The 14,869-nt window shown below is 43.1% G+C and carries 10 protein-coding genes; all 10 read left to right on the forward strand.

The features are described from left to right. Positions 1 to 7: 7 nt before the first annotated feature. The 10 genes from MAHAU_RS00075 to MAHAU_RS00120 all read left to right on the forward strand — a co-directional run bounded on the left by MAHAU_RS00075 (position 8) and on the right by MAHAU_RS00120 (position 14,862). Positions 8 to 2,893: an alpha-mannosidase gene (locus MAHAU_RS00075; RefSeq protein ID WP_013779673.1), complete on the forward strand. Its 2,886-nt coding sequence runs from the start codon at positions 8 to 10 to the stop codon at positions 2,891 to 2,893. A 130-nt stretch (positions 2,894 to 3,023) separates the two neighbouring features. Then, on the forward strand, positions 3,024 to 4,463 hold the full coding sequence (locus MAHAU_RS00080) for an ABC transporter substrate-binding protein (protein WP_013779674.1): 1,440 nt from the start codon (positions 3,024 to 3,026) through the stop codon (positions 4,461 to 4,463). A gap of 64 nt (positions 4,464 to 4,527) precedes the next feature. Further along, positions 4,528 to 5,970 (forward strand): ABC transporter substrate-binding protein, encoded by a 1,443-nt coding sequence (locus MAHAU_RS00085; protein ID WP_013779675.1) that lies wholly within the window; start codon positions 4,528 to 4,530, stop codon positions 5,968 to 5,970. Between the two features lie 59 nt (positions 5,971 to 6,029). Then, positions 6,030 to 6,929 (forward strand): carbohydrate ABC transporter permease, encoded by a 900-nt coding sequence (locus tag MAHAU_RS00090; RefSeq protein WP_013779676.1) that lies wholly within the window; start codon positions 6,030 to 6,032, stop codon positions 6,927 to 6,929. 11 nt (positions 6,930 to 6,940) lie between these two features. Next, positions 6,941 to 7,852, forward strand: coding sequence for a carbohydrate ABC transporter permease (locus MAHAU_RS00095; protein ID WP_013779677.1), 912 nt, complete (start codon positions 6,941 to 6,943; stop codon positions 7,850 to 7,852). Positions 7,853 to 7,948: 96 nt separating this feature from the next. Then, on the forward strand, positions 7,949 to 10,939 hold the full coding sequence (locus tag MAHAU_RS00100; protein ID WP_013779678.1) for an extracellular solute-binding protein: 2,991 nt from the start codon (positions 7,949 to 7,951) through the stop codon (positions 10,937 to 10,939). After that, positions 10,929 to 11,882, forward strand: coding sequence for a carbohydrate ABC transporter permease (locus MAHAU_RS00105; RefSeq protein WP_013779679.1), 954 nt, complete (start codon positions 10,929 to 10,931; stop codon positions 11,880 to 11,882). Before MAHAU_RS00100 ends, MAHAU_RS00105 begins: the two co-directional genes overlap by 11 nt. 15 nt (positions 11,883 to 11,897) lie before the next feature. Continuing rightward, positions 11,898 to 12,779, forward strand: coding sequence for a carbohydrate ABC transporter permease (locus tag MAHAU_RS00110; protein ID WP_013779680.1), 882 nt, complete (start codon positions 11,898 to 11,900; stop codon positions 12,777 to 12,779). Between the two features lie 14 nt (positions 12,780 to 12,793). After that, positions 12,794 to 14,248, forward strand: coding sequence for an NHL repeat-containing protein (locus tag MAHAU_RS00115; protein ID WP_013779681.1), 1,455 nt, complete (start codon positions 12,794 to 12,796; stop codon positions 14,246 to 14,248). Beyond that, positions 14,239 to 14,862, forward strand: a complete 624-nt coding sequence (locus MAHAU_RS00120; protein ID WP_041643709.1) for a YIP1 family protein — start codon at positions 14,239 to 14,241, stop codon at positions 14,860 to 14,862. The genes MAHAU_RS00115 and MAHAU_RS00120 overlap by 10 nt, the downstream gene beginning before the upstream one ends. Positions 14,863 to 14,869: the final 7 nt, after the last annotated feature.

Genomic DNA, 14,869 nt, shown 5'->3' on the forward strand with positions numbered 1-14,869 from the left:
ACTGGTTATGAGTATAGTGATATCTAAACTGAATGATATCAAGAAACAAATGCCGGCAGGATATTGGACCGGCGATGTTGTTAACCAACTTCGCAATGCATCATTTAACGGCATACTTTTTGATTCATGGTATTGGAGCAACAGGATCATCTCACAACTAGAATACGCCGCAAAACTGTCTGAAGTCAATGGTGGGGAATATGACAATACGGTAAACACCGCTATCCGGTTTATATGCGACAGCTATAACCACGATGGCACCATAACAAAGCAGGCGGCTTCAGAAGCTGAGAAAATGATATCGCCCCTGTCAGGTGCAGCAAAAGCATTTAAAATAATATGCGCTGCCCATGCCCACATAGACATGAATTGGATGTGGCGCTGGGATGAAACGGTGGCTGTAACGCTGGATACATTCCGTACCATGCTAGACCTGATGAATGAATATCCCGAATTCACATTTTCACAGTCGCAGGCATCGGTGTATAGAATTGTTGAAGAATATGCTCCCGAGATGCTGGAAGAGATCAAAGCAAGAATAAAAGAGGGTCGATGGGAAGTAACCGCCTCCACGTGGGTGGAAAATGACAAAAATATGCCTAACGGCGAAAGCATGGCAAGGCATATCCTATATACCAAACGATATTTATCAAATCTACTGGATATCGATCCCGATTCACTGCAAATAGACTTCGAACCCGATACATTTGGACACAGCGTAAATATACCCGAAATTCTTTTCAAAGGTGGAGTAAAATATTACTATCATTGCCGCGGTTATGAAGGGCATAACATATATAAGTGGATAGCCCCGTCAGGCAAATCCATAATATCTTACCGCGAGCCGTTCTGGTATAACAGTAGTATAGAATCATCTATGGCACTGTATGTACCCGAATTCTGCACTAAATACAATATGGATACCATGCTCAAAGTCTACGGTGTAGGTGACCATGGCGGCGGTCCGACCAGGCGCGACATCGAGCGGATCATAGATATGAATACATGGCCGGTATTCCCGCAAATACGCTTCGGTAAACTTGCCGAGTATTTTGCTTTGGCAGAAAAAGTCGCCGATAAACTGCCCGAAGTCAAAGGCGAGCTGAACTTCATATTCACCGGCTGCTATACATCCCAAAGCAGGATAAAGATGGCTGACAGGATAGGCGAAGCCACATTGAACGAAGCAGAAGCGTTCAATGCCATCTCATCGCTGTGTACCGCATCGAGATATTCGGCCGACGAATTTGCACGAGCATGGCAAAACGTACTGTTCAATCATTTCCACGACATAACACCCGGTTCATGCATAATAGATACACGCGAATACGCCATGGGCCTCTTTCAAAAAACCATGGCTGTAGCCAATACCCGCCGCAGCCTCTCCATGCGTGTCATAGGCAAAGAAATAGACACATCAGGCCTCATCGTAGAAGAAGAAAACATAAAAGAGAGCATGTCCGAAGGAGCCGGCGCCGGCTACGGTATAAAAGACTTCAGCGCCATGCAGGGTGAACGAGGCCGCGGCAAGACCAGGATATTCCACATATTCAATCCAGCAACATTCGAACGCAGCGAAGCCGTTGAAATTACAATATGGGATTGGCAGGGAAACATCGATAAGATAACGTTCAAAAACGACAAAGGCGATACCGTACCACACCAATTATTGGACCATGGTTTCAACAATTACTGGGGCCACAGCTATCTGCGCGTATTAATAAATGCAGACGTGCCCGCATGCGGCTATGCCACATATACCATGAGTGAGGCCAAAGATAACCAGGTTGCGGTGCACATGCCACATGACCCGAGGGTAGAAAACCCCTATGAATTTGTTCTGGAAAATGAGCTGATAAAAGTAACATTTGATCCCCAAAATGCGTCTATAATATCGCTTGTCGATAAAACTAACAATAAAGAATTAACCGATAATAACAGGCCTGTAGGTATATTCAGACTGATAGAAGAAGATGCGATGCGCGGCGGAACAGCATGGGTTGTAGGGCGTTATATGAACATAGAAAATCTACTCGAAAATGTAAAGATTCAAAAGATCCATTATCAAAACCAAATCATACGCCAGTCCATTGCTTATGATATAACCTTCCGTGACTCGACGCTAAAGGTTACAGTATCATTAGATTGCTATAGTGCCGCACTAAAATACAACGTAGAATGCGACTGGCATGAAATAGGCAAACCAGGAGACCGGGTGCCACAGCTTGGATTTTATATGCCGCTGCCTTACAAGAGTGCGAGCTATAAATACGACGTACCGTTCGGAGTCATAGAACGCCAGGGCATGGATATGGATGTACCAGGCAACAGCTTTGCCGTAGGAGTAAACAATGATATCGGCGCTAAATCTATAATGCTCATAACCGATTCGAAATACGGCTTCCGCTGCAACGACGACGCTATGTCCATAACGCTCATAAGGAGCTCCGTAGACCCTGATCCCTATCCCGAATTCGGCATTCATAAATTCAACTTTGCCGTATGCCTGGCGTCAGCCCAATCCAACAAAGCGCTTATAGAAGAAGCTTACGCATTCAATCATCCGCTTAATTTCGTATCGGATATCGCCCATAAAGGTTCGTTGCCGCTTACCAAGAGCTTTATAGCATTGCAATCGGGCAGCGTGGCCGTTTCGGGCATAAAGATGCCTGAGACAGATGGTTCGGATAAACTTATCGTACGCGTGTATGAAACCGAAGGTACACAGACCACGGCAAAGCTGCAATTCTTCCGCGATGTGTTAAAGGCGGGCATAGTGGACATAAACGAAAAACCGATGGCGGGGGCTTCTGCTGTCGAGGTAGACGGTCATAAGGTTGCATTCGAGGTTGCGCCGTATAGCGTGGCCAGCCTCTGCGTGGAATTTAAGTAGATGTTAAAGGCAAGGCGGCAAATGCCTGCCTTGCCTTGACATATATACTGTTTATTTTAAGGGGGGAGAAACGATGACGTAATAGAAAATATATCGATATATGTTTATTATAGAAAGGGAGGTAGACAAAATGAAAAAATTTATAATCGTGTTATTGGTTGGATTAATGATAATGTCTTTGGCAGCTTGTGGTGGTACATCATCTACAGATAAAAGCAACAAACCAGCCGAGACGAATAAGACTGGTGATAATGCCGAACAACCCACCAGCGGCGAGAAGGTAAAGGTTATAGTATGGGGATTGAATCCTTTGGCTGTAGGCAGCGGTAATAAAGAAATGATAGATGCCTTCAATAAGAGCCATCCGAATATCGAGATGGTACCTCAGTCCACGCCTGGTACCGGCGGCTATGCGACGCAGGATGTGACGAAGCTGTTAGCGGCTATAGCCGGTGGTACGCCCCCGGATATAACATGGTTGGATAGATTTACGGCTGCCCAATTCGCTGCACGCAACGCTCTGTCTCCTTTGGATGAGTATATAGAAGCAGGTGGATTGGATATGGGTCAATATGCTAGCTATGCCGTAGATGAGATCAAGTTTGACGGGAAAATATGGGCATTGCCGTGGGATACGGATACACGTCCTTTCTATTGGAATAAAGATGTGTTCCAAAAAGCCGGTTTAGATCCTGAAACACCTCCGAATACATGGGATGAATTGTTGGATTACAGCAAAAAGCTAACGGTGACCGATGCCAAAGGCAATTTCAAACAAATCGGTTTTATACCGAATTTCGGCAACAGCTGGTTATATCTGTATGGCTTCCAAAACGGCGCTAAATTCCTGAGTGACGACGGCAGAACGGCGCTTTTGAATGCCCCTGAGGTAGTCGAAGCATTAGAGTTTATGGTGAAGGGTTATGACTTACTGGGCGGTGCCAAAAAGGTTAACGCATACTCATCGACTTTCCAGGGCGAAGCCAATGATCCTTTCCTTACCGGCCAGGTGGCTATGATCATAAACGTTAATAACGCATTACAAGGTTGGTCGAGATATAAGCCTGATCTCAACTTCGGTGCAGCTTTAGCACCTACGCCGACCGGGGAGAACAAGATAACATGGAGCGGCGGCTGGTCTTGGGCTATGCCTAAAGGCGCCAAACATCCTAAAGAAGCTTTTGAGGTTATGAAATGGTTGACTACAGAGGGTATAAAAGTCCAGCAGCAAGGTGCTGCGGATTATAACAAGAAGCAGGGAAGAGATATATTTATTCCTTTTCCTGCCGCCTATACGCCGGCTAACGAGGAGCTCATTAAGACCTATATAGATCCGCTATCCAACGAGACCTTTAAGAAAGCGGCACAGGTAGGTATGGACGCTATGAGCGTGTCCAGAGCCCGGCCGGTATCTCCGGTAGGCGAGGTACTATGGACCGAGCATGCCAGAGCCATAGATAAAGCCATATATCATGAGATGACGCCTAAAGAGGCATTGGATGCCGGCAATAAGGCGGTTCAGGCGGAGCTCGATAAATTCTGGGCCGAGTACGACGCAAGCCATAAATGATAAGGGGCTTAAGCCTCTTATCATTGGAATTTATCTTATTTTCAGACAGAAATGAGGGGGAGAAATGAGAAGAATTATAGTTGTATTATTGATTGGATTGATGTTAATATCTTTGGTAGGCTGTGGGGGTACTTCATCTACAGGTGAAAGCAATAAATCGTCTGGAGCTAATAATGCTAGTAACAATTCCAAGCAACCCACCAGCGGCGAGAAGGTAAAAGTTGTCATATGGGGCCTTAATCCTTTGGCCATAGGCAGTGGTAATAAAGAGATGATAGATGGTTTTCATAAAAGCCATCCAAACATTCAATTAGATCCTCAAACTACGCCGGGTACCGGCGGTTATGCCACGCAGGATGTGACAAAATTATTAGCTGCTATAGCCGGTGGCACGCCTCCGGACATAACAACATTAGACAGATTTACTGCAGCCCAATTTGCTGCTCGTAATGCCCTGTCTCCTTTAGATGAGTATATAGAAACGAGCGGCTTAGATCTTAGCCAATTTTATGAATATGCTGTGTCAGAGATTACGTTTGATAATAAGATATGGGCAATGCCTAATGGTATAGATGACAGATTGTTTTACTGGAATAAAGACATGTTTAAAAAAGCTGGTTTAGATCCCGAAACCCCTCCGGATACATGGGATGAACTATTGGATTACAGCAAAAAGTTAACAGTAACCGATGCCAAGGGCAATTTCAAACAGATTGGTTTTATACCCAATTACGGTAATAGCTGGTTATATCTGTACGGCTTCCAAAACGGTGCTAAATTCCTGAGTGACGACGGCAGGACGGCGCTTTTGAATGCCCCAGAGGTGGTTGAAGCATTGGAGTTTATGGTGAAAGGCTATGATATACTGGGTGGCGCCAAAAAAGTTAACGCATACTCATCGACTTTCCAAGCTGAGGCAGGAGACCCTTTTATAACTGGTCAAGTAGCTATGAAGATAGACGGTAATTGGGTACTAAATAATATAGCCAGATTCGGGCCGGATACGAATTTCGGTACTGCATTACCACCTACACCGACCGGTGAGAATAAGATAACGTGGAGCGGTGGCTGGTCATGGGCTATGCCTAAGGGTGCTAAGCATCCGGAAGAAGCGTTTGAGGTTATGAAATATATGGTGACAGATGGCGCTAAGATTCAAGAGGATGGGATAAGGGCTTATAACGAAAAACAAGGCCGGCCATATGTACCTGGTTTATGGGCTTATAAACCCATCAATGAGCAATTGGTCAATGAGAATGTAAACAAATTAAATGAAGTTAACAGCAACTTAGGAAGTGCCTTTAAACTGGCCGTGGATGCTATGGCCGTCTCCAAAGCTAGGCCGGTATCTCCGGTGGGTGAGGTATTATGGACCGAGCATTCCAGAGCCATAGATAAAGCCATATATCACGAAATGACGCCTAAGGAGGCACTGGATGCCGGTAATAAGGTAGTTCAGGCTGAGCTCGATAAATTCTGGGCCGAATACGACGCAAGTCATAAGTGATAAGGGGAGTTAATCCCCTTATCACTAAACTTATTTTAACTTATTGGAGGCGAGACGGTATGATAAAAAGGAAGAAAATGAATAGCATGGAAAGATCCGAAGCAATAACAGGTTATCTGTTTGCTTCCCCATGGATTATAGGCTTGGCATTATTTACTATATATCCTATCATAGCGGCTATAATGTATAGCTTTATGGACTATAACATACTTCAGGAGCCTTCATGGCTAGGTGTTAAAAACTATGTCAATATGGTCCACGACAAGCTGTTTTGGAAGTCGTTGGGCAATACTTTTTATTATGTTATCTTCAGTGTGCCGTTATCTATGATCATAGGTCTGGCTATTGCTTTATTGTTAAACATGGACATAAAAGGCATGGCGATATACAGAACACTGTACTACATGCCTTCCATCGTTCCATTGGTAGCAGGATCTATTCTGTGGTCGTGGATATTCAACCCTAATTTCGGTATACTGACCAATTTGGTAGAATCTTTGGGGTTAGAGTCACCGGCGTGGTTGGCGGATCCCGCATGGGCCAAACCATCATTGATACTGATGTCATTATGGGGCGCCGGCGGTGGTATGATCATATATCTGGCTGGGCTAAAGAATATACCCGACGTTTATTACGAAGCCGCAGATTTAGATGGAGCCGGTAGCTGGACTAAATTTGTTCATATAACGCTTCCTATGTTGAGCCCGACGTTATTTTTCCAATTGATAATGGGTGTAATTGGGAGCTTTCAGGTATTCACACAGGCTTTCATAATGACCAACGGCGGACCAAACGACGCTACTTTGTTCTATGTACTCTATCTTTATCAGAATGCATTCCAGTTCTGGAAGATGGGCTATGCCTCAGCATTGGCGTGGGTACTATTTGCTATAATAATGTTCTTTACCTGGTTAAACTTTAAGCTTTCAAATTACTGGGTATTCTATGAGCAGGCTTAGGAGGTGTTACAATGGCTGATACAGATATGAAACAACATCCAGGTGTGGCTGCAATGACAGGAAGCGGATGGAGAGCGCGTAGGGCGAGGAAAAGGTTCTTTTCCAAGTTATTTGCTCATTTGGTTTTAATAGCAGGAGCCGTAATATTTACCTTTCCATTAGTATGGCTTGTATCTACCTCGCTTAAACCAGATACGCAAATATTCAAGGTGCCTCCGGAGCTGATACCGAGGCCTATAATGTGGGAAAACTATGTGGATATGTGGACATATTTCCCGTTTCTGCAATTCCTGAAAAATACGCTTGTAATAGTTGTATTGAGTATGGCAGGCGTGCTTATATCCGCTCCTCTGGTGGCATATGCATTTGCTAAACTCAAATGGCCTGGAAGGGACTTTCTCTTCTTTATATTACTTGGTACAATGATGCTTCCAGGACAGGTTACTATGATACCGTTGTATATATTATTTACAAACTGGGGTTGGGTGGACACCTTTCTACCACTGTGGGTGCCGGCATGGTTTGGCGGCGGAGCGTTCAATATCTTTCTTATACGTCAATTTCTGATGACAATACCTCATGAGATGGAAGAAAGCGCATTGTTGGATGGAGCGAATCATTTGACCATTTATACGAGGATAATGCTCCCGCTCATACAGCCGGTATTGACGACAGTGGCTATATTCCAGTTCATGGGTGCATGGAACGACTTCATGGGCCCGTTGATCTATATAAACGATCAAACGAAATATACATTATCATTAGGCTTAAGATTATTCCAGCAACAGACCAGCGCATCTACGACCGAATTCGGTATGATGATGGCTGCTACAACAGTAATGGTTATACCGGTTATAGTGTTCTTCTTCTTAGGTCAGAGAAGGTTCATAGAAGGTGTGGTATTGACCGGCATGAAGGCGTAAACAACGTGGAATTTAATAGGGCTGATGTTCTCAGCCCTATTAAATTGTTTTTATGAATAAAACGGGTGTTAGCTATATAAATGGGGGAATAAAATTATGAAGAGGTCTTCAAAGCATATCTGCACACTCTTGGTGTTAATTTTTCTTATACTTATTCACACATCGGCCAGCACTGCACCGATCATACCGCTAAAAGATAAATATAAAAATCAGGCTGGTCAAAAAACCGTAGAATTTGATCAAGGGCAGGCGTCGGAACCTTATTATTCATCTGTCTTTAGTAAATATCAAGAAAAAGGATATAAGCCGGTTGAAGATATGGTTATAACACTTAAGCCCGACAAAATAACAGCTTCAGATAAAGGTGATGTGCCACTGAGTTCGGGCATAGGTAACAAGGCTGATCCTGTATTAGTCTGGAATGAGGACTGCGATTGGTTTGAATGGACGGTAAACATACCTCAAGAAGGATTATATGAAATATTGTTGGAATATTACCCACTACAGGGAACGGGTTCGACGATACAAAGGGAATTATCCATAGACGGGAGGATTCCTTTTATGGAAGCCCACAACGTGATATTTCCACGCATGTGGAGGGATGAAGGGGAGCCTAAGGTTAATAATATAGGTGATGAGGTAAGGCCAAGACAAATAGAGGTACCATCATGGCAAACAGTAGCATTCAGCGACAATCAGGGCGTATATGCCGATCCGTTTCAATTTTATCTGTCTAAGGGCAAACATACCGTACGTTTGAAATATGTTAATGAGCCGGTAGCTTTCGGAAATATGATAATTAAGACACCAGATATCATACCGTCATATGAAGATTTACTGGAGCAATATAAGCAGAATGATTATTCCTATGCCGAGACTCGAACCGGAATCATTTTTGAAGCCGAGGATACGTTGGTTAAAACCGATCCGACGATAAGGCAAGAAAGCAACGGCGATCCCATGGTACAGCCAATTGCACTGGGCAACATCAAGCTCAATGTTATAGGTGATTGGCGCTGGCGCAAGGGCAATCAAGCTATTACGTGGGAGTTCAATGTTCCGGAGAATGGTCTATATAAAATAGGTATGCATGTAGGGCAATGGTGGGGCGATGGTTTACCGGTATATAGGCGAATAGCCATAGACGGTAAGGTACCGTTCTCTGAGATGAAAGAGTATTCATTCGAATATGATAGGAATTGGCGCACCGAAACGCTTTCGGATAGTTCTGGTCAGCCATATATGTTTTATTTGCAAAAAGGCAAACATCAATTAACCATGACAGTGAAATTAGGAGAGATAGGTGAAGTAGTACATAACCTTATGGATGACGCTTTATTGCTCTCTCGTGTGATCCGCCAGATCATAATGATAACCGGCAGTGAACCTGATCCTAATTTCCAATATGAGCTGGATAAAGATGTTCCCGATCTGTTGGATAACTTAAAACTATTATCTAACAGCATGAAAAAACAGGTAGATGCGCTTACAGCCATTTCAGTCAAGCGCCCTAGCGTGGCTAATAATTTTCTTATGATCAAAGATCAGCTGGATAAGATGATACGAAGGCCAGATAGCATAGCTAAAGGCCTTAATGATCTGATAAATGCCCAGTCGAGTATAGGATCGTGGATGAGGGATATACAAAATCAACCGCTTGTAATAGATTACTTTACCGTAGCTTCACCAGACAAACAATTGTCTAACGTAAGGTCAACCATTCTGCAAAAAGCAGATGTTACATGGTATAACTTCGTACGGTCATTTTCTAAAGATTATGATAGCGTAGGCAGCGTGTATACGCAAGAAAGAAAACAAAATACCACCCTTAAAGTATGGGTATCTAGAGGCAAGGAATGGGCGGAAATCATAAAAGAAATGGCTGATGAAGATTTTACCCCCAAAACGGGTATACGCATAAATATGAACGTAATGCCGGCTGGGCAGCTTAATACAGGCGGCGTTAATGCGCTTCTTTTGGCCATATCATCCGGTAAAGCACCGGATGTAGCCTGCGGAGTGGACGGAGCTTCTCCGGTAGAATATGCTATACGGGATGCAACGGTAGACCTTAGTCAATTTGAAGACTTTCCTCGGATAACCAAACGGTTCCTATCGGGGGCTATGGTGCCGTTTCAATATATGGGCGGAATCTATGCTTTACCAGAAACCATGGATTTTAACGTTCTCTTTTATCGTAAAGATATAATGAACGAATTAGGCCTGAGCATACCCAACACATGGGAAGAACTGTATAAAAACGTTTTACCTGTTCTTCTACAGAATGGCATGGAATTCTTTTATCCGCTGGGACCAGGCGGTTTGTTACCGTTCCTTTACCAACAAGGCGGAAGTTTTTATAATGCCGATGGTACTAAATCAGCATTAGATTCACCGGAAGCTTATAAGGCATTTAAGGAATGGACAGAGCTTTATACCAATTATAAGGTGCCGGTACAGGCTGATTTCTTTAATCGGATGAGGACCGGCGAAATACCGATAGGAGTAGGCGGGTATAACCAATATGTATTATTGTCTACTGCTGCGCCTGAACTATTCGGCAGATGGGGCATAGCGCCTATGCTCGGGCATCAAAAAGGGGATGGTACCGTTAATAGGACGGCCGGCGGCATGCCTCAGGCTGCCATTATTCTTAAACAATCTGAGTATCCTAAAGAGGCATGGGAGTTCTTAAAGTGGTGGACCAGCGATGATGTCCAAATGCGCTTCGGAAGAGAGTTGGAAGCATTATTGGGGGTGGAAGCGCGATGGAACACGGCCAATACCGCAGCTTTCAAAGGACTGCCATGGCCTAAAGAAGATATACAGGTCATAACACAACAATGGAATTGGTATAAAGAACAGCCGGTAGTATTAGGCGGATACTTCACATCCAGGCATATAAACAACGCGTGGAATCGTGTGGTTTTAGGCGAGATGGATGTACGCGATTCACTGGAACAAGCCATTAAAGATATAAATAAGGAGCTTAATGCAAAGCAAGAGGAATTTGGAGTAAAAACCACTCAACGAACATTACAAACACCTTCAAAACAAGAACAGGAGGTCTTATCATATGGCCGTTAGAGCGAATATCCCGGAACAAAATAGCCGAAGAGGCTTTTTACCTAAACTATCTGATAGAATAAGTGAATTTTGGGCTAAATACGGAATAGGATATCTCTTTTTAGCGCCGTTTATCATACTTTTCACCATATTTATCATTGTACCAGTATTTACGGCTTTTGGGTTGAGTTTTACCTATTATAATATGATACAACCGGCTAAGTGGACGGGGCTTACTAACTATCGAGTATTATTCATGGATGACGATGTCTTTTTAATAGGACTAAAGAATACGTTGATTTTTGCGCTCATAACCGGGCCTATGGGCTATATAATGTCATTTATGGCAGCTTGGGTTATCGATCAGCTGAAATTCCGCAATGCTTTTGCTTTGGCATTTTATGCACCTTCTATCACGAGCGGCATAGCCATGTCGGTGGTATGGATGTATTTTTTCTCTGGGGATCGATATGGACTGGTAAATAACCTGCTAACCAATATCGGATTAATTTCCGAACCGATACTTTGGAATATAGATCCTAAAACCATATTACCGGTCATTATCATAGTATCGGTTTGGATGAGCATGGGGACCGGATTTTTGGTGTTCTTAGCGGGATTTCAGAACATACCGAAAGAAATGTATGAAGCGGGTGCTATAGACGGCGTCAAAAATAAATTTCAAGAGCTTTGGTTTATAACCGTACCATTGATGAAACCCCAACTATTGTTCGGGGCGGTAAATTCAATAGTAGGATCCTTTGGGGTATTTGATGTAGCCGTTTCTATAGCTGGTATGCCCAGTCCGAACTATGCCGGACATACCATTGTGGCACATTTGTATGATTACGCTTTTATAAGATTTGAAATGGGTTATGCTTCAGCGGTAGCAGTAATACTGTTTGCTATGACATTTATATTGGGTCGATTGGCGATGAAGATATTCTCATCGAAAGATATATAGTTTGGAGGTAATGTTATGGTTGTTACTGGGAACACTATTAAAGCAAGGCATCATATAAAGTTCAGCTTTGGCTGGTTAGTCGTGTATATTTTCATGATTGCGTTGGTGGCTTTTACTGCTTTACCTATAATATATATGATTGCTACAGCTTTTAAACCATTGGATGAATTGTTCATCTATCCGCCGCGCTTTTTTGTTCGTCGGCCGACATTTCAAAATTTTTCGGATTTATTGACAGCCATGGATAGTTCAGTAGTGCCTTTTACTCGATATATATACAACAGCACTATAACAACAGCGGCTATAGTGGCCGGCACTGTCATTATATCCAGCATGGGTGCGTTTGCGCTGGTAAAATATAAATTACCGTTGGCTGATTGGATATTCAATATAGTTATCGCTGCTTTAATGTTTTCGCCGCAAGTAACACAAATCCCAACTTATATGGTTATAAGCGGGCTGAATATGGTTAACACATACTGGGCGCTTATAATACCCAAACTAGCAGTGGCTTATAATTTCTTCCTTATGAAACAATTTATGGAGCAAATACCGGACACCCTACTGGAAGCGGCTCGCATAGATGGCGCCACAGAATGGACTATATTTTGGAGAATAGTTATGCCTATGGCGCGCCCGGCGTGGGCTACCCTGGTAGTTTTCTCCTTTGTATCCAATTGGAACGATTATTTTACCCCACTGATTTTTATAACCAGTCAAGCAATGAAAACATTACCGTTAGCGCTGCAAACCATAGCCGGCGGACCGGGTGTCGTAGCGCGTTCGGGGGCTATGGCAGCGGCGACCTTTTTAACCACCGTACCGACGATAGTACTTTTTGTGTTCATGCAGTCCAAGGTTATGCAAACCATGGCTTATTCGGGTATAAAGGCATGAAGGGGGCGACGATCATGCGAAAACTATGGGCGATATTAGCGATGACTATGGTGCTTGTATTCGTTTGGCCGTTTAATGCAAAAGCCGGCGATGACACGGATTATGTATTGGGCAATGATATGAGGCGCATACCGATACCTGTAACCTATAGCGTTAGCAAAGTTATAATAAACCTGGGCGATAAGGTAGGACCGCTTAATCAAGCAGAAGACCTTTTCATAGACGAGCGTGGGCTACTGTATGTAGTAGATACAGGTAACGCTCGCATTATAAAATTAGATAAAAAGGGGGCCGTGCTAGGTGTTTACGGAGGTCCTAAAGATAAGCCGTTCAACACTCCTAAGGGAGTATTCGTAGACTGGAGCGGTGATATGTATGTGGCGGATACCGGTAACGGACGTATAGTACATCTTTCGCAGGATGGTGAATTTGTAGAAGAATTCACTAAACCCGAATCATCGCTAATAGATCCCAATTATCCATTTAAGCCTGCAAAAATAGCTATAGACGCTACTGGTTATATCTATATCTTAAATGAAAGCGACTATCATGGCTTTATAACTATCGATGCATATAACCGCTTTCGCGGATATGTAGCACCTACGCGTTTACCATTTAGTTTAACACAAACCTTAGTCCGTTTTTTTGCCACGCCGGAGCAGAAAGAACAACTAGCGAAACAATTACCTCCATCCCATTCTAATTTCGTGATACATGATGATGGTATGATATATGCGACAACATCATATGTAAATAACGATCAGATAAAAAAATTAAATTCAATAGGCAAGAATATATATAAACACGATATATCCTTTGGAGAACATCTCGATGATGCGGGCAACCCCATAGTACCCAACTTTGTAGATATAGCAGTTGACAAAAATGGCATAATAAACGCGTTAGAAGCAGAATCCAGAAAGATATATCAGTATGATCGCGACGGCAATTTGCTGACGGTGTTTGGGGGCTTGGGAAGTTGGAAGGGGAGGCTGGACTCGCCGTCCAGTTTAGTTGTAGATGACGATGGTAATATATATGTTTTGGATAAAGCCCTAAATAACATACAAGTTTTTGAGCCTACAGCGTTTATGAAATATATTCACCAAGCCTTAGCGCTTTATTACGACGGCAGATATCAAGAAGCCGTAACACCGTGGCAAGAGGTATTAAAGATCGATGCCAATTATGAATTGGCTCATAGAGGCATAGCGAAGGCGTTTATGAAACAAGAACGTTGGCGAGAGGCTATGGCCGAATACAGGGCCGGCGATGATCAAGAAGGATACTCTAGGGCCTTTTCAGAATACCGACACCAACTATACCGACAGTATTTTGGATTGGTAGTGCTGGCCATTATCGCAATAACAGTATTGATATACTGGGCGATAAGGCATCTGAAGGCCCTATCTGACACGACCTTATATGAGATTATAACGTGGCAAGGGGGATCGAAGCGATGGATATAATTAAAACTTCATTATTGGTCGTATTTCATCCTACGGACGGTTTTGAATGTATTAAAGCTCAAAGAGAGAGATTCAATTATTTGCCGGCGATCATACTATTATTCATGGTAATAGCTGAACGCGTTGCGTATATATATTTGACGCACTATCCTTTGGCTACCTTGCTGCCCAGAGACGCTAACATATGGTTGGAAATTATGAGGATGATGTTGCCGATACTCACATGGGTGGTTGCCGATTATGCAGTTACTACCATAATGGATGGCGAGACGCTTATACGCGAGACCTTAATGGCCACTGCCTATGCCATGCTGCCATATATAATCCTTATAATACCATTGGCATTGATTTCGCATTTAATGGGGCAAGGGGAATTGGGATTATATAATGCATTGCAGAATATCATGTGGGCATGGGTGTTTATACTGTTTTTTATCAGTGTTCAGACATTAAACGAATATAATTTTTGGAGAACGCTAGGAATATGCATATTAAGTATAATAGCCATGTTACTCATATGGGCTATAGCCATGTTGTTCTTTGCGTTGAGCAGCCAATTATACCATTTTATAGAAGAGGTAATACTGGAAATAAGGATGTTGTATTTAAAGTAAAGGAGGT

It is taken from the genome of Mahella australiensis 50-1 BON (assembly GCF_000213255.1).
Classification (GTDB): domain Bacteria; phylum Bacillota; class Clostridia; order Mahellales; family Mahellaceae; genus Mahella; species Mahella australiensis.

Bases quoted from the DNA above. Each gene is read 5' to 3' on its own strand.
- MAHAU_RS00075 (WP_013779673.1), top strand. From the start codon at position 8: ATGAGTATAGTGATATCTAAACTGAATGATATCAAGAAACAAATGCCG.
- MAHAU_RS00080 (WP_013779674.1), top strand. From the start codon at position 3,024: ATGAAAAAATTTATAATCGTGTTATTGGTTGGATTAATGATAATGTCT.
- MAHAU_RS00085 (WP_013779675.1), top strand. From the start codon at position 4,528: ATGAGAAGAATTATAGTTGTATTATTGATTGGATTGATGTTAATATCT.
- MAHAU_RS00090 (WP_013779676.1), top strand. From the start codon at position 6,030: ATGATAAAAAGGAAGAAAATGAATAGCATGGAAAGATCCGAAGCAATA.
- MAHAU_RS00095 (WP_013779677.1), top strand. From the start codon at position 6,941: ATGGCTGATACAGATATGAAACAACATCCAGGTGTGGCTGCAATGACA.
- MAHAU_RS00100 (WP_013779678.1), top strand. From the start codon at position 7,949: ATGAAGAGGTCTTCAAAGCATATCTGCACACTCTTGGTGTTAATTTTT.
- MAHAU_RS00105 (WP_013779679.1), top strand. From the start codon at position 10,929: ATGGCCGTTAGAGCGAATATCCCGGAACAAAATAGCCGAAGAGGCTTT.
- MAHAU_RS00110 (WP_013779680.1), top strand. From the start codon at position 11,898: ATGGTTGTTACTGGGAACACTATTAAAGCAAGGCATCATATAAAGTTC.
- MAHAU_RS00115 (WP_013779681.1), top strand. From the start codon at position 12,794: ATGCGAAAACTATGGGCGATATTAGCGATGACTATGGTGCTTGTATTC.
- MAHAU_RS00120 (WP_041643709.1), top strand. From the start codon at position 14,239: ATGGATATAATTAAAACTTCATTATTGGTCGTATTTCATCCTACGGAC.